This is a genomic window from Parabacteroides sp. D25, from assembly GCF_000307475.1.
Lineage (GTDB): Bacteria > Bacteroidota > Bacteroidia > Bacteroidales > Tannerellaceae > Parabacteroides > Parabacteroides distasonis.
In genome coordinates this window covers 720,135-743,087 of the sequence record NZ_JH976500.1, presented here as the reverse complement: position 1 = coordinate 743,087, position 22,953 = coordinate 720,135, and the positions used below count along the sequence as shown (strand labels likewise).

Sequence of the window (22,953 nt, the reverse complement as noted above, 5' to 3'; positions counted from 1 at the left end):
CGTAATTATTCTCTTAAGTATTCTGCTATACCCATAAAATTTCGTTCCAACAAATACATCTGGCTAGCCATAAAAGTGAAAAAATCTCCCCAATGCGCTCTCCGATGCAAATCCAATCCTTCTTTTGCTACATAGATACGGGCCACTTGTCGGCCATTCTCACGGACAAAACAAATATCCCAGATCAAACCTTCGGGAAAATCCTGTTCCAACGTCTCTTTATACCAAGTCAGGCGCTCAAACATTTCCAGACGTAAATCCTCGCTACGGTGGTTTACCTCAAGAATAACGTAAGCCCCTTGGCGGTTCGCGTCGAATTTCAACTCAACGCCCTTTACCTTCGTATCATATAATGTCCAAATTTTCTTACGCCCCCGCAAATAGGGTTGCACCTCACAAAAAGCGGCGAAGCTTTCCCAAAACTCCAATTTGAGATTCTTCAGTTCCTCCTTACTATACATTACCTATAAATGTCTTTCTTTGTTACCTTAACGATCTGTCCGAATTTAGAGAGTTTCTCCATATCCATACTCTTTGAATTACCGACTATCGCATATATCATTAAATGATCTTGTATATTCTCCCTATAAAAACGAAGGATATCCTCCATAGTCATCCGATCGATAACCTCCAGATAATCCTTGTTCGGATCGCTCTCGTACCCTTCACGCCGGAAACCGGCGATCTTCAAGGAAAGGGAGCGACTAGTAGGATATTCATTATTCACCCAATTACGAATCGTCTGCTTCACCGACTCCACCCGTTCCGGACGTTCCGGCATATCATGCACCAAATTCTCCAACACTTCCATCGCATCGATCATCTTATCCGTCTGTGTAGCCAATTTCATCACGAAACTAGCGGGCTTCTCCGATCGATTCAAAGGAGGATGTTTCAAACGGGCATTTACTTGATAAGCGAACGAACGAAACTCACGGATCTCCTGAAACATCAAGGATGACATATCCCCTCCGAAATAAGCACTAAACAACCGGGAAATAGGACGATCTTCCTTAGCCTTCAACGGATCGATATACATATAGGCATAGATTATGCTTTGCGTGACATCCTCCATGTCCATGAAAAAGACAGTCGGCTTATCATACGTCATAAGATCACGGATATAGGGAGAGTTCGATGGAATACTTACCTCCTCCAAGGGTAAATGCTGCTTGATCTGCCGGGCAGCCTCCTCCATAGACAATGTACCACAATAATGCAGGTTACAAGCGACCGAACGTACCTTACTGAAAGTGTCCAGCAACATCTTTCCTTTTAGTTTCTTGATTTCAGCGAACGATAATTTAGTCAAATAACGGGATTGCTCCCCAAATTTGACTTTCTCTAACAGCATATCGGCTACGTTCTCGCTGGAATTGAACAACGATTTCTCCGTTACCTTCGCCTCGTCCACAATCTGCCGTAACTTCTTGTCATCTGGCTTGGCGTGCCGCAAGAAATCGCCGACCAAAGCCATTGTTTGGGTAAAATGCCCATCAAAACCATTCACCACCACCAGAAACTCAGAATCCGTGGAATCAAAAGTCAATGTACTACCAAGTTCCTGCAATTTACCCCGAAAGACCTCAAAAGACATCGACTCCGTCGCTACGAAAGGTAGATAAGCGGACAATTTATCAAGATCACGAAGCTCCAACTGCCCCACTCCATAAGATAGTGTCAGCGAGAATATATCATTTACGGAATTATGAGTCTTATACAACGTGACAAGCGGACGCAAAGATACGACCTCGGCGTCTTTCTCAAAATCGAGAAAATGCGGTTTCAATTCTTGTACGGGTATCTTTTCCAAACGTTCCACATAAGCGGAGGAAGCATCGGAGTTCTTCGGTATAATCGGTGAATAATCCGGCTTGGGCAAGATCGTTTTCGGATAGCGTCCGGTCTTCTTCGTGACGTACATATAATTCTCCGTAAAATATTTCTTGGCGATCTCAATCACGTCTTCTCTCGACAAGGCATCGATACGGGTGACCTCATCCAAATAATCCTGCCAGCTTTTCCCTTGAGAGAAAATACGCATCATCACCTCGGCCCTTGAGTTTATGTCTTCCAATTTGGAGGCATATTCGCGTTTCTGTTCCAATTTCAAGCTTTGAAACATCTCATCGCTAAAATCCCCCTCCTTAATGCGGTTGATTTGTTTCCATACTAATTTCTCGGCTGCCGCATAGGTCTGGAAAAAGAACTTCGGAAATACCAACAAGCCTAATATTCCTGCCTCATTCATACTTTGGTTAACCGCCATCGCACCCATCACCTTATGATCTACCGTCAGCTTATCCAAAAATCCCGTACCATTGGAGTTATTCAATAAAGATACGGCGATATTGAGCGCAACTTGATCCGGATGATTCGCGGGAACTCCCCGGAATCCCAATGCCATAATTTTCACGAAAGGCATAGGAATACGTACGCTCACCTTCTCCCGTCCCTTGAATGGCGGTAATGTAACAATATCCCGGTGAGGCGGCTTCCCTTTTCGTATCCGTGAAAAAGTAGATTCCAAGATTGGCAAGACCTCCTCCGTATCGAAATCCCCGCTTAAGATCAATCCCATATTGGAAGCGACATAGTATTTCTCGAAGAACCGGCGCATCTCCGAAAGACGGGGATTCTTCAAGTTCTCCGCACTTCCGATAATCGGATAAGCATACGGATGCGGATAGAAATAACGCTCTGTCAATTTCTCGATGGCGACACTAGCCATCGTATCTCCATACATGTTCTTTTCCTCATAGACCGTCTCCAGCTCACTCTGGAAAAGACGAAATACGGGATTTACCAAACGCTCACTATTGATCTCGGCCCATTGGGAGATATATTGCGGAGAGAATGTATTGAAATATAATGTATAGTCGTAAGAAGTCCCGGCATTCAACTTCGTACCACCGAAACGAGAGATCAACCGGTCGAACTCATTCGGTATTACATACTCAGCGGCACGTACGCTCAGGTCGTTAATGATTTGCTGCAAATGGGCACGCATCTTGGGATCCTCGGTATCCGCCAAAGCGTCATATTTCTCGGCGATAATGTCCAGCAAGACTTTCTCGGACTCATAGTCGATCGTCCCGATCTTATCCGTTCCTTTAAACATCATATGCTCGAAATAATGCGCGATACCTGTGTTAGGGGAATCTTTAGCTCCGGCTTTTACAACTACGGCTCCGAATATCTTAGGTTGGCTATGGTCCTCATTCAACCATACCGTCAAATCATTACTTAATTTATGCTCTCGTACCTGTAGAAAATCTGAGGTTGACAACAGAGATCTCATGGAATCCATTTAAGTTTATATTATTTCACAAAGATACATTTTTCAATTGGATTAATACGCTTACATTTACAAGCAATCTTAACAAAAGGGCAAATTTAACGTAGGATTGAACCTATTTTTAAGAGTAGTGTTATATCAAAAAACGATTATTATGATAAATTTAGGTAGTTGGATGAACAAAGTCCTCACCGGATGGGGTGTAGACGAGAAAATAGCGAACACATTTGACGAGGCGATCATCGCCATCTTACTAGTGGCGGTCGCTATCGGATTAGATTATTTATGCCAAGCTATTTTTGTCGGAGGGGTACGTAGTATCGTTAAGCATACGCATTATAAATGGGATACGTTATTAATTAAACGTAAGGTCGTACATTATCTCGTACATACGATTCCCGGCATTTTAGTATATGTTTTGCTCCCGATGGCTTTTATCCGAGGAAAGGAATTATTATTCATTTCCCAGAAGATTTGCGCGATCTATATCATATTTTCCCTGCTGTTAGCGCTCAACGGTCTTCTCTTAATGATGCTGGATTTGTTTAACCAACAGGAGAAAATGAAAAACAGGCCGATGAAAGGTTTTATACAAGTATTACAAGTGCTTGTTTTCTTCGTTGGCGGCATTGTCATTATAGCGATTCTCGTCAATAAATCCCCGGCTACCCTTTTCGCCGGATTAGGTGCATCGGCAGCTATTCTTATGTTGGTCTTTAAAGATAGCATATTAGGTTTCGTGGCAGGTATACAGCTTTCGGCGAATGATATGTTGCGCCCCGGCGACTGGATCACGATGCCTTCTGCCAATGCGAACGGTATTGTTCAAGAAATAACCCTAAACACCGTGAAAGTTCAGAACTTCGATAATACGATCTCGACAATCCCGCCTTATAATCTAGTGAATAGTTCTTTCCAAAACTGGCGCGGGATGGTTGAGTCTGGAGGACGCAGGGTTATGAAGTCCATTTATCTCGATTTGAATACGATCAAGTTCTGTACGCCGGAGATGCTAGATACCTTCCGCAAGGAAATTCCTTTATTAGCGGATTACCAACCGGATAAGGATGTAGTACCTACAAACTCCCAAGTATTCCGTGTATATGTAGAGCGTTATCTGACAAGTCTTCCTGTCGTAAATCAAGATTTGGATTTAATTATCAGCCAACTTCAATCCACGGAATATGGTGTTCCCGTCCAGATTTATTTCTTCTCCCGGAATAAAATATGGAAAGAATATGAACGGATCCAGTCGGATATATTCGACCATTTCTTCGCTATGATTCCTAAATTTGAATTGAAAGTATATCAATATTCAGACTAAAGTACGTGTTCGGATTATTTTTCCTATCTTCGTCTCCGGATTGTCTACTTAAAGTTTAAAATCGTATTTATGAGCAAGATACAAGAATGGGTATATAATTTATTAGTTCAAATGGGGTTGATAAGCGAAAATTCCAGTTACCTAGACAATATAGTGATCTTATTACTTATTATAGCCGTCACCGTTGGGATCGATTATAGTTGCCGGTATATTTTCCTAGGTATGTTCAAACGATTAGCGAGGAAGACGAAAAATCAACTGGATGATTTAATCGTGGATCGTAAGATCATCAATAAGATGATGCATATGATCCCGGCCATATTGATTTATATATTGTTACCATTCGCCTTCTCAGCCGAAGAGACACCGAAGATTTTAATAGTACTCCAAAAACTTTGTCAGATTTATATCATAGCGGTTTCTTTAAGGTTTATAAACGCTTCCTTAAATCTGATCCACGAGATCTATAATAAAAAAGATTCCTTTAAGAACAAGCCGTTAAAAGGCTTCATACAGATCTTGCAGGTTACGGTTTTCTTTATTGGGGTGATATTGATTATCAGTATTCTTATCAATAAATCCCCGGTTTCTTTACTGGCCGGATTGGGTGCGTCTGCCGCTATCTTGATGTTGGTCTTTAAGGATACGATCTTAGGTTTCGTTGCCGGCATCCAATTATCCGCCAATGATATGCTCCGGGCCGGAGACTGGATCACGATGAGTAAATATGGTGCGGACGGCACGGTTATCGAGGTGACATTGAACGCCGTGAAAGTAAGAAACTTTGACAATACCATTACGACCATCCCTCCTTACGCCTTAGTAAGCGACGCTTTCCAAAACTGGAGAGGTATGAGCGAATCCCCGGGCCGCCGTATCAAGCGCTCTATCAATATCGATATGAACAGCGTACATTTTTGTACCCCGGAAATGCTAGAGAAATTTCGTAAGATCTCTCTTATCACGGATTACATCGATGGAAAAGAACAGGAATTAGATGAATATAATGAAGAACATCATATCGATAGTTCCATTTGGGTGAACGGACGTAGACAAACAAATCTGGGTGTCTTCCGTGCTTATCTCGTACGTTACCTAAGAAGCCTCCCGGAAGTAAGTAAGGAATTAGTCTGCATGGTAAGGCATCTACAACCGACTGATACAGGTATTCCCATCGAACTTTATTGCTTCTCATCCAATAAGGTATGGGTCGAATATGAAGGAATTCAAGCGGATATATTCGACCATGTACTTGCAGTAATACCGGAGTTTGGGCTAAGCGTATTCCAAAATGTATCCGGGGCGGATTTGAAGAATATCATCATCAAACTTCCCGCCGGCTCACAACCCTCAGAGTGTTTCTAGAAACTCATGTACATGTTTTTCCGGAAATGATAGGAACACTCTAAGATGTCAAAAAAATATCTTAGGTGCATCGGCCGACGATCCTAAGATACTTCGCCAGTGAACCTAAGATACTTCAGTAATGAACCTAAGATACTTTGCCTATGAAATCAGTATCGGCGTAGCCTTACGGCACTAGTGGTGTAGGGTTGTGCCTATACTGGCGTGAGGCTATGCCGATATATGTATTTGTCCCCTTAGAATTGGAAATAAATAAACGGCTGCACTCCCGCACTCTTAAACTGAACAACAATGAAAATCGCTATCGCCAATATAGCGGCCTGTATCAATAAAGGGGAACGAGTCACGATTTCCCTCAAGACATCCTCAGAGCGTTTAGGCATAAAATGCAGCACATAACCGATCACCATCAACGCAAACACCCCTTTATATCCTGAGACGAATTGCATGAACACCTCCGGATGAAAATTCGTGAAGATCTGGCTCAGCATCTCTCCCACGGCTTTCATCGAGGTAGCTCGGAACAAGATCCATCCGAAACAAACCACATGGAAAGTAATCAGGACACCTAATACCCGTCGCCAAGGTTTCATCTCACATCCTAAGGCCTTAAAGCTACTGAAATGCCCCATAATGAACTTATGCGCAGCCAAAGCTATACCATGTAAGGCTCCCCATAAGATGAAACTAATGGAAGCCCCATGCCATAACCCGCCTAGCAACATCGTTATCATCAGATTCATATAGGTACGAATCTTCCCCTTCCGGTTCCCCCCTAAGGATATATACAGATAATCTTTTAACCAAGAGGAAAGGGAGATATGCCAACGACGCCAAAACTCGGTAATCGTAGCCGATTGATAGGGAGAGTCGAAGTTTATATTAAAGCGGAATCCCAACAACAGAGCGATACCGATCGCCATATCCGAATAACCCGAGAAGTCACAATAAATCTGTAGCGCATACCCATAGACACCCAATAAATTCTCCACACCCGTATAAAGCAACGGAGCGTCAAAAATACGATCCACGAAATTCATACTGATATAATCCGAGATAACCGTTTTCTTGAAAAGACCACATAAGATAAGGAACAATCCCTCACCAAACTCAGATCGCGTCACCGTAGGATTCTTATACATTTGAGGGATAAAATCCCGGGCACGAACGATTGGCCCGGCAACCAGTTGAGGAAAGAACGATACATAGAAAACATAATCGATCCAACGGCCGAGAGGTTGGATTCGTCCCCGATAAACATCTATCACATAGCTTATACTCTGGAAGGTAAAGAAAGAGATTCCTACCGGAAGGAAGATGTTCATCTTAAGCCATTCTCCCCCGGCGGCCATAGTAAACAGTTCGCCTAGGAAATTGAAATACTTGAAATACCCCAGCATACCTAGGTTTATGCAGAGACTAAGCGTAACGAATAATTTACGTTTTAATACCGATGTCGTATGCGAGATACATTGCGCTATCAAGAAATCGGAAGTAGCCGTAAATACCAGCAGCCCGAACCAAAGTCCACTACTTTTATAATAGAAATAAAGGGAAAACAATGTCACATAAATAATACGAGCCAACGTATGTTTCCTTAGCGACATATAAATCATCAGGAAACCGATAAACAAGAAGAAGAACAACCCGCTACTAAACAAGATCGGGGCATTATGATGATACGTCAGGATATCTCCCAGTTTCTCCCACGTGAATTGATGATTACTAAGCCAATCTCTAAGTATATTATATTCCATATAAAATTCTTATCGGTTATTATATGATTCCATGAACGCCCTAAACAAAAGCGTTCCTTGTTCTTGATACCCTTCTTTCGTAAAGTGAATCCGATCCCGTCCCATCAAACGAGAACTATGCCATTTGCGGCACGAGTTTTTCCCTCCTGTCGTAGTGAATAAATCCCAGCAAGCGACCTCTTCTTTCTTCGCTACATTCCGGATAGCACGGGCAGCCCGCTCGGTATTATCATTACGCACATACGTTCGCTGTTTACCCGACCGGACTCTCCTATAACATTCCGGAGGAGTTGTCAGTAAGATTGCCGTATTCGGTAACTCCTTCTTGACTAACGCCAAGAAAGCCTCCATCTGACCGGAAAACTCATCGGTATTAAAACGTCTGCCAAACGTCTCGTTGGTTCCCATAGAGATGATTAATAAGGACGGTTTTAATAAAGCCAACTGACGTACATAAGCCTCGTCAGTATAATTCACATACATCGCCCCATTCACTCCGATGGAATGGTATAAGATACCCCTGCCTCCATTCTTCAGTGTCAGGCCATAATATAAATTCGTAAAGGATGAGGCCGGACGCAATGTATTCGTGCCCTCTTTCCGTCTCGTACTCTGCAATTGTAGAGTATCGGTCAAGCAGGAGATCCGGAAAGTGTCGGCTAATACACCGGGAACACATACGGTATCCGCACGGAATGTTTGGACCGAGTCTTTCAAAGCCCCGGCAGGAAGCATGGGCATCGACTTCTCCCCTCTATATAAGATCGCCTCATTAAACTCGTATCCGGCACCATTATTCGGGGTTATCACGACATCCAGATTAATCGAGGGGGAAACAGACTTAATCCCGATCCCACCGATCCCTATCGGGGTTTTCCGGACATGCTGAATACAACGTCCGGCAATCCAATCCTTAGCGACGGATTTGATAAAATAATCATCCGGCTCGTTGGTCTTGCTCAACTTAAAAGGAGCGATCCAGCCTCGTCCGGCATTCCCGAACGCCTGTTGGAAAAGGCGCATGACACGACCGCTTAAATGTCCGGCTTGGATATGCGAATCCCCCAACTGGACGATCGTGATAGCCGTATCTTTCCCTGCACGCAACGAATCCAGTTCATTGAAAAAATTATTCCACGCCTTACTAGAATCCGGTAAGATCAACGTATCTTTTCCCACTTTCATAGAATAAGATAAAGGAGGCAACGCTACAGTATCCCGAACCGCCAAACTATCAAGAGATACATCCCCGTTTATTCCGGCTTTAGGTTTCGGAACAGAGAAGCCCATGATCACTCCTAAAACAACCAGACTAATTAACCACTTTCTCCGCTTCATCATAAAAATCTTTTTCTGATAATAACGCTTTCAGCAAGGCATCGGCAATCTCCCGTCCACCCCTGAAGCTTAAATGCGTATAATCCTTACTAGCCCAGTTTAATTCTACGAAACGGACCATACTATTCTCTCCTCCCATGGCACCGAATACATTCCAGAAAGGAACCCCTGCCTTTTTAGCAGCTTGCCTTTGCGCATGCAGCAAGGCTAACACGGCTGGCATCGTCTCGAATTCGCCATCGTCTTGACGGCTTCTGTCCGACACCCCCAACATCAATATATCAGCTTCCGGAAAACAAAGTTGTATATGGTTAATGACCTTTACCATCCGGCTACTATACCATCCATAATTCATCACGCTATCGCTCACGACATTCAACCCATACTGCAAGACAATCAAGTCATACGGACGGATCTTATTCAATGCTTGGCAACGGGAGACATCCAATCGCTCCAATATCATACCCGAGTTTCCCCGAAGAGAGAAATTATCGACCACGACACCTGAATGATCCTCCATAGCGACCCCTAATGCCCGGAACTCCGGAGTATTCTTAAAAGTGAAATCCGCTTCGGTGAACATCCCTTCCAACTCGTATTGGGTTACGATCGATGTGGCGGGAAGCATCTCTTGTAGGGTATCGGCGGAAGCGTTGCAAACCAAGCGCATCTCCGTATTCTTATTCTGCTCATAAATCAGTTTCAAAGAAGAGAACGTCTGGAGCTCCGGATAACGCTTAGTCGTCTTCACATGGATAGAGGCGTTCTCCTCGTTTGCCTCGAACATCATCCCGGATAAAGTATATCCATGCTCATGATCTGTCAGCATAGACCAAGTAGTCCATCCGGAGGCACGTTGCTCCACGGTTGGACGGAACTGTGCCGCTACGGATGTGACCGGTACAAAACCAACACCCCGCCCCCCAAATTCCTTTTGCATCCCGGAACGGAAATCGGCCACCATAATATCTCCTTCGATAAAAGAATCTCCAAGGAAGGCCACACGTACCGGACGATTCAATTCCCGCCTGTTTTTTAAGGCGGCGAAAAATCGTTGCAAACCGATATGTCCAAGAGAATAGTCCTCGATATGAGCCCCCAGCGAATCCGCCCCTTGAACAGCATAGACCGCTTTGTATAACGAATCACGAAGGGCCAAAGCCGCAGAATCTATTCCGGCGGAACGCATGATAGAATCCCTTAATGCTACCGAATCTACTTGAAGGGTGTCCGCTTGTTCCAATTGTTGTTTCAAAGAATCCAAGGAGAGCTTTTCCTCTTTCACCTTGAAATCCGATAAAAGATCTACCTTTTTGATCTTATACCCGAACAATGTATCCGGAAGGCTATATAAACCAAAGCTCATCAACAACGTCAGCGACAGTAACGCTAACACTCTACCCAAATTATTATCTTTGTTCATCTAACTTTTGCTTATAAGGGGACAAAGATAGACAAGTTTACCTACCCGGAAATAATCTTCGGACAAAAAATAACCTTAAATTATCCGTTCAGGGTGGATCATCCCTTAAACGTAAGTTGAGACAAAAAGAGATGCAATAACGAAGGCTCCAGCAGCATTGGGAAAATCAATCCATAAATAGCCCCGTAGAAATGGGCATTATGATTTATGTTATCTCCTGTTTGTTTCGCCATATACTGGCAATAGGCCAGATATAGCAAGCCGAATACGATTCCGGGGACAGGCAGCACGGCGAAAAACAAGATCTTTCCCCAAGGATCAAGGAATATAGAGGTAAATAGAACCGCCGATACCGCTCCAGACGCACCGATAGAGACATAATACGGATCATTACGTCGTTTTATCAAATCATAAAGCGAAGCCACGATCATTCCCCCGAAATAAAAAGCCAGATAAGCCCCACTGCCGAATCCCATATATCGAAACGTTCGTTCAATATAGAGACCAAATGACCAGAACGTGAACATATTCACTAGCAAATGTGTCATATCCGCATGGATAAATCCATGTGTCACGATACGATAATATTCATGATTCCGGATCGTACGATATGGGATAAACGCTAATTTCATAAATAACTCCCTATTACTAAAACAGATAAAAGAGAGAACCACTGTTATTCCAATAATCAAATAAGTAATCATATATTCTATTATTTTTCTGATGAGCCACAAAGCAAAGCATAAATTCCGGTTTATACAAATATCAGGTATATATTATCTAAGCCAAAGGAAAAACAAGAATCCCCAAAGAAAAACAGATAACAGTAAAACCAAAGGCTTCAAAACTTTATCGCAAAAATAGCTCCTTACTTTCTTTCGATAAGGAATATTTTCCACTGCGATAACACGATTCACCTTATTCGTCCTATCAAAATAGGAAGAATATAGAATCAATATATAAAAACCGAATATTTGCAAAAGAAATAGGATGGAGACTAATGGCTTTTCATATCTTTTCTGTTTCTCTTCTATTTTAAATTGCTTTAAGTCAATCTCTTTTATAACCCGAATCAATGTTTTCTTTTCTTCCAATATTAAAGAATCTAGATTCTCTGAAAAAGAAGAATCTAGACTTTTTAAATTCTCATAGTACCGGACCATACTATCAATTCTATTTCTTTCTGTATTCAAAGAACTCAATTTCATACTTTCAGCAGTCATATCTATATATGATATAGAAAAAGGGAAAAGTAAGAAAGCTAAAGACAACACATTACCACTAATAACAACAAATGTTTTATTCAAGCCTCTGTTTAGTTCCTTCCAAAAAATATTTGTCAAAAAGAACACACTAAGCTGTATAATACAAGCAATACATAAAGTACGTATGGTATACCCCACTAATTGCAGCCAATTCTCCATCGCTTCTACATCTACAGTAATACCAAAGAGGGTCACCGCATAAATCAATGTTATAACTATCATTAATCTATGTTCTTTCTTTAATCCAAGTACCAGATCAAACATTCTTTCCCACATACTATCCTTATATTTTTTCGCCAAAGATACAAAGATTGCTTTAAGCACATGGTATATAATAAAAAAGTGGATAAGCCTTTTCTCATATCCACTTTTTATTTGTTACTTGAATAAGAAGCTATTTCTTGCTATCGATTACCAATAACGGAGTATCGGTGTGGAATAACATCTTTCTCGCGATCGAAGGATTGAACATCCGGGCTAGGATATTACGGCGATATGTGCTTAGGGCTATAACATCAATTTGTTTATCACGAACAAATTTCTCGATGGCTAACAGCAAGTCACCATCGGCTAGAACCGTATGGGAAATATGGGCATGTGGATATTGTTTTTTGAAATATTCACGAACGCCCGTTAAACGAATCTCATTCCATTCATCATTACTGGTAGAGATATTGAATAGATGGATATTAAGATCAAAGCCTTTGATGATTTCCATAAACTCGTCAAACGCAACCAAATCTCTCTGGTTAAACGATGTAGCGAAAGCGATATTCTTAGCGTCTCTCAAATCCGTGAAAGGAACATTCTCCGGTATCGCCAATACAGGAACCCGGTTTACCTCGATTACCTCTCCGGTCACGCTACCGATCAGATCCATATCTTTTTGGCTCTTACCTCTCGTTCCCATCACGATCAATGTCGGATGATACTCCTTGCTATAGGCGATGATCTCCTCTTCCGGCAAGCCTTCACGTAATACATAATCGTATTTTACCTTTGGTAATTCACCAGAGGACATCTTCCGGTTGATATGCGTACAAATATTCTCCATATCGATACGGACACGTTGTAAGATATGCTGTACGGATTCCTCCTCGTTTACTTGGTAAGCCAAAGTATCTCCCATCGGGATAGCGGATGGAAAATAGGGGCTGAAATAGGCGTGCATGATCACCACCTCCGCACCTACCGCATGAGCGTAATTAATTCCCAACTCACAAGCCTTGGCGGAATAATCCGAGAAATCAATCGGGATCAGAACTTTCTTGACCGCATTAACCTTCGCCTCTTCCTCCTTTGGTTCCTCAAACCACTTATTGTCTTCAATAATGCGTAAAGCATGCGGTAAATCACTCTCCTTAATACGCACACGCACTCCTGCCGAAACGACCGGCTGAATCTGGTTTACATTATGTATATAGACCTCTATGCCTTCTGTTTCGAGGATTGTCTTGAGAATCTGGGCTTTCTCGAACGTGTGGATAGCCAATGTCACTAATTTATCTTCCATACTCAATACATTTTTATAGATGAAACAATCGGGATTTATGAATTGTTGAATATAAAAAAATCCCAAAGCGTTCTTTCATTTAGCTATGGGATTTTTTATACGAATGAATTTCTCTTACGCTTTTTGTGCTTCGGCATCCTGACTCTCGGCCAGTATCTGCAAAGCACGCTCGAAAATAGTCGTGTCATCTAAAACAACCAACCCTCCGTCCGGACCGGGCTCGATATGGAAACCACAACTCCGTCCATCTTGAAAATTATGTCCACCGAAATAGTTACGAACTGTCTCTACCTTTAATCCCAGCTCATCGGCGATGCGTTGTGTACTTCCGTCAGGTAACGAATCTTTAATTCTTCTCAGTTCGTTAAATGTAATCGTCTTTGTCATGGCTTTCTTATTTTGAAGGTTAATACTTTTGTTTAATATTATGGCACTAACTTAGTCATTTAATAGCATTGAAACAAATTATTATTGAGAAAATGAGCTGAAAACAAATATGCTTTACGACATACTTAACGAAAATCTCTTATATTAAGCACGATACCAATTGCTCATTAAATAGGGCTATTAAAAGGATGGTCAACCAAATCGCATAGGTGATCCAGCGTTTCCGGATATCCGAGTAAATGGCCTCCGGACATACCCAAGAATCTGCCGGAATCAATTTAGGCCTTATATAGTGGTATAACAGATATACAAGATACCCGAATAGCAGACCGGATAAAGCTCCCGGAATAATATCCGTGATAAAATGCACTCCTAAATAAATACGAGTATAGGAAGTCAAAATCGCCCAAAAGAAAATAGTCCATCCGAATAGTTTATTCCTGAAGATCAGCGCCATCAAGGTCGCAAAGCCGAAAGCATTCGCCGCATGGCTGGAGATAAATCCATACATACCGCCCCGATAACCGAACACCACCCTTACCTGATCCATAAAGTCAGGGTGATGAGTCGGACGGAAACGGGTGAAGATGGGTTTACAAACATGCGAAGCGAACTGGTCGCATAACGTGATCGTCAAGACAATGGCCAATAAGATCAACAACCACTCCTTCCAGTTCTTCTTATAGCACAATACCACCAATATAAAAAAGGCTAACGGTAGCCAAACCGCCTTGCCTGAATAGATCCACATAAAGCGATCTAAAAAAGCGGAGTCGCTACCGTTAAGCATAAAGAACGCATCACGTTCCCAAACCAATAATTGTTCTAGCATGTATCAGATTTTTTCTATGTCTTTACTAGGCATCCATCCTACGTTCCCGTCCTCAAGCTCGATCTCGCTCCATTCGCCGAGCGTGCTCTTCACGGTCACGTTCGTTCCCTCGTGTAATACGAAAAGATCCGTACCGCTAGCGTCAGGCGAGCTTTTCACCGTAACGGTCGGGGCGAATACGATAGCGTGTTTACGGTTTATCATCTCAGCCTTCTGGTCGCTGGCGAATATATTGGCAAAAACAACCATGATAATAAATAGGACACCCAAATAGAAACCGATCTTCTTCAAGCGTACCCAACGAGAGAAAAAGAACAAGATCAAGCAACCGATAAACAACAGGAAGCACACGATACCTGTCTTCGCCCAAGAGTCTGCGGAACCGAGGTTCTCCACGCTCTTAAACCATTTGACCAAGAAGAAATCACCAACCGGCTCAATCTTATCGATGGTCTTCTGACGGGCCATCTGTAAATTGAAGCGAGCATCGCTATCACCCGGATCCAGCAGAAGACAACGTTCGTAGTTCAATATAGCCGGAGCGATCTTACCCGCCTTATAATAGGTATTTCCCAAATTATAATAAACGGCGGCAGACTCGCCATTGCTCTTCAAGATTCCCTCATATAGCTCGATCGCCTTTGCGTAATCTTCTTTCGTGTAAGCGACCTCGGCCTCCTTCAAGGCGGTATCTTGCGCATAAGCAGATCCTATCAGACATAGAGTCAATAAGAAAAACAATACCTTTCTTAAATTTATAGTCATCTTCATCTTCTTACTTTTTAATTGTATTCTCCATTTTACCAATAGCGTCTACCGTCAGCTCATACAACTTATCCATAGCGTCCGACGCTTGGGACGGAGCGTAACGAGCGAACTCACAAGTATTCAAGATATCCATGAACTCATTCGTCAAGGATTCGTCTACACCGTATTTAGCCAATTCTATCTCTACGTTATCCTTGGTCAGATCGGATTGCGGGATACTCAGCTTATCGCTCAAATAGCCCCACAACGCACGCAGCACCTCGTCGTAGAATTCTTCCTTCTTATTCTCTTTCATCAGCTTGCCAGCGTTCTTCAGACGTCTAACCGCCATCTTGTTCGCCTTCTTGGTACGAACCAAGGCGATGTCGGCGTTTTCCTTCACCTGCTTACGATAAATAAAGAAGAATACGATAAACAAGATAGCTGGTACGATATAGCAAAGATAATACATAAAGGAACCGAAGAAAATACCATCACCTCCCTCGATAAAGGAGAAATCTTTCGTCTTCAAGTAACGGATATCCTTGCCTAAGTATTTCACGCTCTCTTTATTACTAAAGTTCGATACGACCGGGGAAGAACCGCTACCGCCCTTACCTTGCTCCACATGCAACTTATAAGGCTCGGACTTGATGGTCTTGTACGAACCGGACTTGATATCGAAATAGGAGAAAGCGATCGCCGGGATCTCGAAATCACCTGCGTAACGGGGTATCGCCATATATTCGATCGTCTTGCTTCCACTGACACCGGCGGTCGTGGTCTTGATGTCCATCTCTACTTTCGGATCGTAGACATCGAAATCGTTCGGGAAAACCACTTCCGGATTCTTCACCAACTTCACGTTTCCGTTACCCGTGATTTTCACCTTTATGGTTACAGCCTCGTCTGTCTTGACGTTGTTCGAGCTGATATCAGCCGTCATGGAGAACGTACCTACGGCACCGGAGAAAGAAGCGGGCTTACCGGAGGGCAAAGGCTTCACGTCGATAGTAACCGGAGAAGTGGTCAACACCTTGCTCACATCCCGATACGAGTCGAAAAAACTATCGAAGATGCTACCGCCGCCCGCTTGTTGCATACGGACACGCACCACGGCATCATACTTTCCACCTTCGATCGTGATCTTACCGGAACGTTGGGGATACAGGATCACTTGACGCATTACGGCCGACTGGTAGTTACGCCCGTTGTAGTTTTCCAAGGTCAGTTGTTTCTCTTGCGGCAACTCAACCTCTTGTACCAAGAAACCCTCGAACTCCGGATATTTCAATCCCGTAATCGAGAAATTTTCCAAGGAATAGACCTTGAAAGTCACCAAGAAACCTTCTTGCTCGAACACGCTTCGTTTGGATACGTCCATCTTCACGAACAGCCGATCGTTAGAGATCGCCCCGCTCGCCGTCGTTGTCTCCGCCTCTTGCTTACCCGCCTTATCAGCAGGAAGCACCTTGATGGCCAAGCCATTCGATGTATAATTAGAGCCGTTCACCTTGATCGTTGCCGGAGCGATATTAAACGTACCTTCCTTCTTCGGCATCAAGACATACGTATACGTAACGGTTGTCTCGCTGGTACTCTTCCCGTTCACCCAGCTACTGCTATAGGAGGTGGATTGGGAGGGACCCATTAATACGTCAAAGTCTGGCATCTCCTGTACTCTCAAATCCCTGCCTTCGGCATTGACGGTGAAAGTCAAGCGAAACTGCTCTCCCATTACCACCGCTTGGGGCGCCGAGGCCTTGAAGGTCACATCCGCGGCCTTTGTCGCCACCCCTACCGTTAACATCAGGATGAATAAGAAAATTAATTTCCTCATTGTGTATCTCATTTTTTCGTTAATTATCCAGTTTACCACTCCTTCTCGGTCTTCCGGCGTTGTTGCTGCTGCATCTGCGCCTTCTTCACCTTCTCTTGGGTGTCTTTCTCGTCTTGCAGGAAGGCGTCCAACATCTGCTGGGCATTGTCCTTGCTCATTTGCTCGTTGGATTGCTGTTGCTCTTGGGTCTTATCCTGCTTCTGGTCGTCTTGCGGCTGTTGTTGTTGCTGTTGCTGCTGATCGTCCTTCTGATCCTTGTTCTCCTGCTTGTCGTCGTTCTGTTGATCTTGGCTCTGATCCTGATTCTGCTGATCCGACAGCAGTTTCTGGGCCAAGGCCAAGTTATAACGGGTCTCGTCATCTTTCGGGTTCAAGCGAAGCGATTGCTTATACACCTCCACGGCCTTGCCGTAATCCTTGTTCTGCATGAAGATATTCCCCATATTATGATACACCTCCGACAAGCGTGCCTTCCCTTCCGGCGTAGCCACCATCTTCTCCCCTTGCCCGGCGATCAATTGATATTGCTCGGCGGCCTCGGGGAACTTGCCTTGCTTGTATAGGGAATTCCCCAGATTATAGGTTCCTTCCGTAGAGCGGGGATTCACCTCCAAGCTCTTGCGATAAGCGATCTCGGACTCGGTGTATTTCTCGCTCTCATAAAGCTTATTCCCCTCACGCACGTTCTTCCGTTCCGCTTTCTGGGCAGAGACCGCCCCAGCGCTGAGCGCCAAGACCGATACCCATATCATAGATTTATATATACGTCTCATCACTTCGTCGAATTAAGAGAATAATTTTACTTTCCTAAATATATGGTTCTTACGATCCAAGGTCATGAAATCGGCGATCAAGAGGAACAAAGCTATCCAAGCGAAAATCTGGAACTGCTCGTCATACTCGGAATAGACCTTGCTATCCAGCTCCGTCTTGTTCATTTTCTCGATTTCTTTCTGAAGGGCTTTCAAGGCGGAGTTCGTATTGTCCGCACGTACGTACATACCGTTTCCGGCGGCGGCGATCTCTTGACCCATCTGCTCGTTCAGCTTCGTGATCACCACGTTTCCGTCCTTATCCTTCATATAATTATTGCTTCCTTGGATGGGGATCGGAGAACCTTTCGGATCACCCATTCCCACGATGTTCACGTGGATGCCCTTCTCGGCGGCGGCTTTGGCGGCACCGATAGCGTCGTCCTCATGGTTCTCGCCGTCGGTGATCAAGATGATCGCCTTATCGGTCGTCTCGTCCGGGGTAAAGGAACGGGCGGCCAAGTTGATGGCGGCACCGATCGCCGTACCTTGCGTAGAGACCATCGACGGGTTGATAGAGGACAAGAACATCTTGGCGGAGATATAATCCGAGGTGATCGGCAACTGCGTGAAAGCGTCGCCGGCGAACACGATCAAGCCTACCTTATCATTCGTAAAGCCGTCCGTCAATCGGGATAGCATCTGTTTGGCCTTATCCAAACGGTTGGGCGACACGTCCTCGGCCAACATGGAGTTGGATACGTCCAGACACACCATGATCTCTACTCCCTGACGCTTCACCGTCTCCAGTTTCGAGCCGAATTGAGGCCCCGCTATAATAAAGATAACCATGGTAATGGCTCCGAACAACAGCCAAAACTTCAGATGCTGGCGCTTGGTCGATACCTCGGGCATCAACTCGGCCAACAACGTAGGGTTACCGTATTTCTTTATCGCTTTCTTCTTCACGATCATGGCGTACACGTAGAACGCCACCAACGCGGGAAGGAGAAAAAGCAAATATAAAAAGTCCGGATGCGCAAATCGAAACATAAGCCTTTTATCTTTATGGTATATTTCTCAACAATGTATTTCTCAATAAGATCTCCACCAGCAACAGGGCGAACACCAGCAAGGCCCAGTTCTTATACTCCTCCTGCTTCTTGCTGTACTCTTGTACGCTGATCTTGGTCTTCTCCATCTGGTCGATCTCGGAATAGATCTCCTTCAGGCTGGCGTTGTCCGTAGCACGGAAATATTGCCCTCCCGTGGTAGAGGCGATCTGCTTCAACGTAGCCTCGTCGATCTCCACCGGGATATTCTGGTACTGCACGCCGAATGCGGTCTGGAACGGATACGGCGCCATGCCTTTCGTTCCGACTCCGATCGTATAGACACGCACGCCGAACGTCTTGGCGATCTCGGCAGCGGTAACCGGAGCGATCTCGCCGGCGTTGTTCGAACCATCGGTCAGAAGGATAATCACCTTCGACTTAGCGTGGCTGTCCTTAATACGGCTCACGGCATTCGCCAAGCCCAACCCAATTGCCGTTCCGTCTTGGATCATACCGCTTTGGATATCCTTGAAGAGGTTCAGCAAGACCGTATGATCGGTTGTCAACGGGCATTGCGTAAAGCTCTCAGCAGAAAAGACCACGAGACCGATGTTATCGTTCGGACGGCCGTTGATGAACGACGCAGCCACATCCTTCGCCGCCTCCAAGCGGTTCGGTTTCAAGTCTTGCGCCAGCATACTCCCCGAGATATCCATCGCCAACATGATATCGATACCTTCCGTGGAAGAATTGGACCAACTATTCGTGGATTGCGGACGGGCCAAGATCACGATCAGCAGCGCTACCGCTACCATACGCAACACGAAAGGCACGTGACGCAAGTACACGATCCATGATACCGCTCCCGGCGCCTCGAACGCCTCCGACGAGGAGACCTGCAAGCTGGCCTGACTCTTGCTCAGCTTGTAGACATACCATCCGATCATCGGGATGAGCAACAACAATAAATATAAATAATTAGGATTCGCAAATACCATCTCTTAATCCTTTAAATTAGTTGTATCGTTCGTAGACTTGGGCTGATAGCGTGTCAAGTCGTCTTGACACGGGGCTACCGGCTCATTTGACAGAGGGCTGTCAACGGCTTTGACAGCAGGCTGTCGCTCCTCTTGACCCGAGGCTGTCAGCTCATCTGACAGGGGACTGTCAACCAGCTCCACCATCTCCTCCTCCTTCGTCTGGTTCACGAACAAATACGCGTTCATCATACTCAAATCATTCTCATCCGGCAGCGGGTTCATCTTGGCGAATTTCACGAAGTCGGCCAATTGCAGAATCTGCCTCAAGTTTTCGTACACGCTCTGCGCCTCGGAGTTCTTGCGGATCAGGTCCAAGATCTCACCGGAAGTCATCTCCATGGCATTGATACCGAAACGTTCCTCGATATACTTACGCAGCGTATCCGTGATCAAGGTGTAATACTCCTTGCTTCGTCCTTGCTGCCAGAGTTTCTGTTGCTTGATCTCGTCCAGTTCCTTGATGGCCTGCTCGTGAGGCGGGAGCTTCGGCTCCTCTTTCTTGAATGGTATCAACGACTTCTTCGCACGGATCCGTTTCACGATATAGGCGATCACGCAAATCAAGAACAGGGCCAGCAAGATCCCGTAAATGATCGGATAATAATCGGCCCATACGAAAGGCGGCTTCCATACGGTCTTGATGTCGTTGAACTCCTCCGGCTTGTCTGCGTTCACGGGAATCGTGGAGACCTTCAAGGCGACTTGGTTGGAATATACGGTATCCACCCCGTCTATCACCTTCAACGGAGGTAACAGATAGAGTGACGAATCAAACGAGGTAATCAATACATCCTGCTTGATAACGAGCCGGTCGTTCTCGATCTCCGTAGAGTCCGCCTTGGAGAGATTCAGTACCTCCACACCCGTCATCAAGGTATCGTTCGGGATCACGATCTGCACGGGGCGATCCTTATCCGCCGTTACCGTAAGGTGCAAGGTAGTCTGCTCTCCGATCAATATGGCGGCCGAGTCTATAGCGACATCGATCAACGGCCTTTGCGCATATGCCCTTCCCCCCGCAAGGGAAGCGGCGGCGACCAGAAACAGGATACTTTTCTTTATCAATTTCATCTGCTTGCTTTAATTACGTTTGTCAAAAAGAGCAATCAATGCTTTCACATAATCATCCTCGGTACGGACAGATACGGAGTCTACACGGCATTTCTTGAACGTATCGCTCATCTTCGCCTGCCGTTTCTCCCACCATTCCTTATAGGCCGCACGCACACGGGCGGAGGAACTGTCTATCCATTGCTCCTTCCCGGTCTCGGCGTCCTTGATCTTCATAAGGCCTACGGCGGGAAGCTCGGTCTCACGACGGTCGTACACCTGAATGGCTACCATGTCATGCTTGCGGTTGGCCACCGTCAGGGCGTCCTTGAAACCCTCCTTATCGATAAAATCGGAAATGAGGAAAGCCGTGCAACGCTTCTTGATGGCGTTGGTCAAGTATTTCAACACTTGGCTGATATCCGTTCTCGTCTCCTCGGGATGGAAATCGATCAGCTCCCGGATGATATATAAGATATGTTTCTTTCCTTTCTGGGGCGGGATAAACTTCTCGATCTTGTCCGAGAAGAACACCACGCCGATCTTATCGTTGTTCTGTATCGCCGAGAAAGCCAAGGTAGCGGCGATCTCGGTGATCACCTCCTTCTTCATGACGTTGACGGAGCCAAAGTCACGGCTACCGGACACGTCGATCAGCAGCATCACCGTCAGCTCACGCTCCTCCTCGAACACCTTGACATAAGGGCGGACGTAGCGGGCGGTCACGTTCCAGTCGATATCCCGGATATCATCGCCGTACTGATATTCCCTCACCTCGCTGAACGCCATACCACGGCCCTTGAAAGCCGAATGGTACTGGCCGGCGAAGATGTTACGGGAAAGACCACGGGTCTTTATCTCGATACGGCGTACCTTCTTTAATAATTCGCTTGTCTCCATTTAAGGAACTTCTACTTTATTCAAGATCTCGCTAATTACCTCCTCAGAAGTCAAGTTGTTCGCCTCGGCCTCATAACTCAAGCCGATACGATGGCGCATCACGTCGTGGCATACCGCACGGATATCCTCCGGGATCACATAGCCCCTGCGCTTGATGAAAGCGTACGCACGGGCGGCCAACGCCAAGTTGATAGACGCACGAGGGGAAGCGCCGAAAGAGATCATGCTCGCCAAGTTCGGCAAACCAGCCTCAGCCGGGAAACGGGTAGCGAAGACGATATCCACGATGTAACGCTCGATCTTCTCGTCCAAATAAACCTCACGAACCACGTTACGGGCGTCGAGGATCTCCTCTTTCGTTAAGATCGGCTTGATCTCCGGACGTTCTCCGGATATATTCTGGCGTATGATCAGTTTCTCCTCCTCCTTCTTCGGGTAATTGATGATCACCTTCAACATGAAACGGTCTACCTGCGCCTCAGGCAACGGGTACGTACCCTCCTGCTCGATCGGGTTCTGGGTAGCCATTACCAAGAAAGGCTTCGGCAACTTGTAGGTATGCTCGCTGATCGTGACCTGACGCTCCTGCATGGCCTCCAACAAGGCACTCTGTACTTTCGCCGGGGCACGGTTGATCTCGTCCGCTAACACAAAATTAGCGAAGATCGGGCCTTGCTTTACCTGGAACTCTTCGCTTTTCTGACTGTAAATCATCGTACCGATCACATCGGCCGGAAGTAAGTCCGGGGTGAACTGGATTCGGCTGTATTTAGCGTCGATCAACGACGACAATGTTTTAATGGCAAGTGTCTTAGCCAAACCCGGCACACCTTCCAACAGGATATGTCCGTCCGAAAGCAAACCGATCAACAAGGATTCAACCAAATGCTTTTGTCCGACGATTACTTTGTCCATACCCATCGTAATCATGTTCACAAACGAGCTTTTACTTTCAATTCGCTCATTCAACTCACGAATGTCTACTGTCTGACTCATAAGATTTATTCTATTATATTGTTATTATATTGTCCCAATTTTACGTTGATTTTTTAGGATGCACAAAATTA

The 22,953-nt window shown here is 45.1% G+C and carries 20 protein-coding genes; 2 read left to right on the top strand and 18 right to left on the bottom strand.

The features are described 5' to 3' along the window. Positions 1-5: 5 nt before the first annotated feature. The gene (locus tag HMPREF0999_RS02925) at positions 6-461 is read right to left on the bottom strand and encodes a DUF4268 domain-containing protein (RefSeq protein ID WP_005857205.1); all 456 of its coding nucleotides are present in this window, start codon (positions 459-461) and stop codon (positions 6-8) included. Next, positions 461-3,310: a M16 family metallopeptidase gene (locus HMPREF0999_RS02920; protein ID WP_008779816.1), complete on the bottom strand. Its 2,850-nt coding sequence runs from the start codon at positions 3,308-3,310 to the stop codon at positions 461-463. The genes HMPREF0999_RS02925 and HMPREF0999_RS02920 overlap by 1 nt, the downstream gene beginning before the upstream one ends. A gap of 142 nt (positions 3,311-3,452) precedes the next feature. Here HMPREF0999_RS02920 and HMPREF0999_RS02915 point away from each other — a divergent pair, with 142 nt between their 5' ends. Beyond that, entirely contained in the window at positions 3,453-4,622 is a 1,170-nt protein-coding gene (locus HMPREF0999_RS02915; RefSeq protein WP_008779815.1) for a mechanosensitive ion channel family protein, read from the top strand. 69 nt (positions 4,623-4,691) lie between these two features. Next, positions 4,692-5,987, top strand: coding sequence for a mechanosensitive ion channel family protein (locus tag HMPREF0999_RS02910; protein WP_009275127.1), 1,296 nt, complete (start codon positions 4,692-4,694; stop codon positions 5,985-5,987). 236 nt (positions 5,988-6,223) lie between these two features. Here HMPREF0999_RS02910 and HMPREF0999_RS02905 read toward each other — a convergent pair whose 3' ends face one another. The 16 genes from HMPREF0999_RS02905 to HMPREF0999_RS02830 all read right to left on the bottom strand — a co-directional run bounded on the left by HMPREF0999_RS02905 (position 6,224) and on the right by HMPREF0999_RS02830 (position 22,882). After that, positions 6,224-7,744 carry an MBOAT family O-acyltransferase gene (locus HMPREF0999_RS02905; protein ID WP_005857213.1) on the bottom strand — a complete coding sequence of 507 codons (1,521 nt, stop codon included), beginning with the start codon at positions 7,742-7,744 and terminating at the stop codon, positions 6,224-6,226. 9 nt (positions 7,745-7,753) lie between these two features. Then, positions 7,754-9,085: a GDSL-type esterase/lipase family protein gene (locus tag HMPREF0999_RS02900; RefSeq protein ID WP_029257191.1), complete on the bottom strand. Its 1,332-nt coding sequence runs from the start codon at positions 9,083-9,085 to the stop codon at positions 7,754-7,756. Next, positions 9,057-10,505 (bottom strand): hypothetical protein, encoded by a 1,449-nt coding sequence (locus HMPREF0999_RS02895; RefSeq protein WP_005857217.1) that lies wholly within the window; start codon positions 10,503-10,505, stop codon positions 9,057-9,059. Before HMPREF0999_RS02895 ends, HMPREF0999_RS02900 begins: the two co-directional genes overlap by 29 nt. A 98-nt stretch (positions 10,506-10,603) precedes the next feature. Further along, positions 10,604-11,209 carry a rhomboid family intramembrane serine protease gene (locus tag HMPREF0999_RS02890; protein WP_009275125.1) on the bottom strand — a complete coding sequence of 202 codons (606 nt, stop codon included), beginning with the start codon at positions 11,207-11,209 and terminating at the stop codon, positions 10,604-10,606. 72 nt (positions 11,210-11,281) lie between these two features. Beyond that, the gene (locus HMPREF0999_RS02885) at positions 11,282-12,046 is read right to left on the bottom strand and encodes a hypothetical protein (RefSeq protein ID WP_009275124.1); all 765 of its coding nucleotides are present in this window, start codon (positions 12,044-12,046) and stop codon (positions 11,282-11,284) included. 118 nt (positions 12,047-12,164) lie between these two features. Further along, entirely contained in the window at positions 12,165-13,283 is a 1,119-nt protein-coding gene (locus HMPREF0999_RS02880; protein WP_009275123.1) for a universal stress protein, read from the bottom strand. A 114-nt stretch (positions 13,284-13,397) separates the two neighbouring features. Further along, positions 13,398-13,670, bottom strand: coding sequence for a hypothetical protein (locus HMPREF0999_RS02875; RefSeq protein ID WP_005857225.1), 273 nt, complete (start codon positions 13,668-13,670; stop codon positions 13,398-13,400). Positions 13,671-13,809: 139 nt separating this feature from the next. Continuing rightward, positions 13,810-14,502, bottom strand: a complete 693-nt coding sequence (locus HMPREF0999_RS02870) for a phosphatase PAP2 family protein (protein ID WP_005857227.1) — start codon at positions 14,500-14,502, stop codon at positions 13,810-13,812. Between the two features lie 3 nt (positions 14,503-14,505). Further along, entirely contained in the window at positions 14,506-15,273 is a 768-nt protein-coding gene (locus HMPREF0999_RS02865) for a tetratricopeptide repeat protein (RefSeq protein ID WP_009275122.1), read from the bottom strand. A 4-nt stretch (positions 15,274-15,277) separates the two neighbouring features. Further along, a complete protein-coding gene (locus HMPREF0999_RS02860) occupies positions 15,278-17,089 on the bottom strand; it encodes a BatD family protein (RefSeq protein WP_005857231.1) in 1,812 nt (603 codons plus the stop codon). Positions 17,090-17,121: 32 nt separating this feature from the next. Then, positions 17,122-17,862, bottom strand: coding sequence for a tetratricopeptide repeat protein (locus HMPREF0999_RS02855; protein ID WP_005862642.1), 741 nt, complete (start codon positions 17,860-17,862; stop codon positions 17,122-17,124). A gap of 12 nt (positions 17,863-17,874) precedes the next feature. Beyond that, on the bottom strand, positions 17,875-18,894 hold the full coding sequence (locus tag HMPREF0999_RS02850) for a VWA domain-containing protein (protein ID WP_009275121.1): 1,020 nt from the start codon (positions 18,892-18,894) through the stop codon (positions 17,875-17,877). Positions 18,895-18,907: 13 nt separating this feature from the next. After that, entirely contained in the window at positions 18,908-19,894 is a 987-nt protein-coding gene (locus tag HMPREF0999_RS02845) for a vWA domain-containing protein (protein WP_005857237.1), read from the bottom strand. 3 nt (positions 19,895-19,897) lie between these two features. Continuing rightward, positions 19,898-21,007 carry a hypothetical protein gene (locus HMPREF0999_RS02840; RefSeq protein ID WP_008779809.1) on the bottom strand — a complete coding sequence of 370 codons (1,110 nt, stop codon included), beginning with the start codon at positions 21,005-21,007 and terminating at the stop codon, positions 19,898-19,900. A 9-nt stretch (positions 21,008-21,016) separates the two neighbouring features. Then, positions 21,017-21,886 carry a DUF58 domain-containing protein gene (locus HMPREF0999_RS02835; RefSeq protein WP_005857241.1) on the bottom strand — a complete coding sequence of 290 codons (870 nt, stop codon included), beginning with the start codon at positions 21,884-21,886 and terminating at the stop codon, positions 21,017-21,019. Then, complete coding sequence (locus HMPREF0999_RS02830) at positions 21,887-22,882, bottom strand: AAA family ATPase (RefSeq protein WP_005857243.1); 996 nt, start codon at positions 22,880-22,882, stop codon at positions 21,887-21,889. Between the last annotated feature and the right edge of the window lie 71 nt (positions 22,883-22,953).

Excerpts from the sequence above, each read along its gene's own strand:
- HMPREF0999_RS02875 (WP_005857225.1), bottom strand. The coding sequence starts at position 13,670 with ATGACAAAGACGATTACATTTAACGAACTGAGAAGAATTAAAGATTCG.
- HMPREF0999_RS02890 (WP_009275125.1), bottom strand. The coding sequence starts at position 11,209 with ATGATTACTTATTTGATTATTGGAATAACAGTGGTTCTCTCTTTTATC.
- HMPREF0999_RS02860 (WP_005857231.1), bottom strand. The coding sequence starts at position 17,089 with ATGAGGAAATTAATTTTCTTATTCATCCTGATGTTAACGGTAGGGGTG.
- HMPREF0999_RS02850 (WP_009275121.1), bottom strand. The coding sequence starts at position 18,894 with ATGTTTCGATTTGCGCATCCGGACTTTTTATATTTGCTTTTTCTCCTT.
- HMPREF0999_RS02900 (WP_029257191.1), bottom strand. The coding sequence starts at position 9,085 with ATGATGAAGCGGAGAAAGTGGTTAATTAGTCTGGTTGTTTTAGGAGTG.
- HMPREF0999_RS02905 (WP_005857213.1), bottom strand. The coding sequence starts at position 7,744 with ATGGAATATAATATACTTAGAGATTGGCTTAGTAATCATCAATTCACG.
- HMPREF0999_RS02865 (WP_009275122.1), bottom strand. The coding sequence starts at position 15,273 with ATGAAGATGACTATAAATTTAAGAAAGGTATTGTTTTTCTTATTGACT.
- HMPREF0999_RS02925 (WP_005857205.1), bottom strand. The coding sequence starts at position 461 with ATGTATAGTAAGGAGGAACTGAAGAATCTCAAATTGGAGTTTTGGGAA.
- HMPREF0999_RS02830 (WP_005857243.1), bottom strand. The coding sequence starts at position 22,882 with ATGAGTCAGACAGTAGACATTCGTGAGTTGAATGAGCGAATTGAAAGT.
- HMPREF0999_RS02840 (WP_008779809.1), bottom strand. The coding sequence starts at position 21,007 with ATGAAATTGATAAAGAAAAGTATCCTGTTTCTGGTCGCCGCCGCTTCC.
- HMPREF0999_RS02870 (WP_005857227.1), bottom strand. The coding sequence starts at position 14,502 with ATGCTAGAACAATTATTGGTTTGGGAACGTGATGCGTTCTTTATGCTT.
- HMPREF0999_RS02855 (WP_005862642.1), bottom strand. The coding sequence starts at position 17,862 with ATGAGACGTATATATAAATCTATGATATGGGTATCGGTCTTGGCGCTC.
- HMPREF0999_RS02845 (WP_005857237.1), bottom strand. The coding sequence starts at position 19,894 with ATGGTATTTGCGAATCCTAATTATTTATATTTATTGTTGTTGCTCATC.
- HMPREF0999_RS02835 (WP_005857241.1), bottom strand. The coding sequence starts at position 21,886 with ATGGAGACAAGCGAATTATTAAAGAAGGTACGCCGTATCGAGATAAAG.
- HMPREF0999_RS02910 (WP_009275127.1), top strand. The coding sequence starts at position 4,692 with ATGAGCAAGATACAAGAATGGGTATATAATTTATTAGTTCAAATGGGG.
- HMPREF0999_RS02920 (WP_008779816.1), bottom strand. The coding sequence starts at position 3,310 with ATGGATTCCATGAGATCTCTGTTGTCAACCTCAGATTTTCTACAGGTA.
- HMPREF0999_RS02880 (WP_009275123.1), bottom strand. The coding sequence starts at position 13,283 with ATGGAAGATAAATTAGTGACATTGGCTATCCACACGTTCGAGAAAGCC.
- HMPREF0999_RS02915 (WP_008779815.1), top strand. The coding sequence starts at position 3,453 with ATGATAAATTTAGGTAGTTGGATGAACAAAGTCCTCACCGGATGGGGT.
- HMPREF0999_RS02895 (WP_005857217.1), bottom strand. The coding sequence starts at position 10,505 with ATGAACAAAGATAATAATTTGGGTAGAGTGTTAGCGTTACTGTCGCTG.
- HMPREF0999_RS02885 (WP_009275124.1), bottom strand. The coding sequence starts at position 12,046 with ATGTGGGAAAGAATGTTTGATCTGGTACTTGGATTAAAGAAAGAACAT.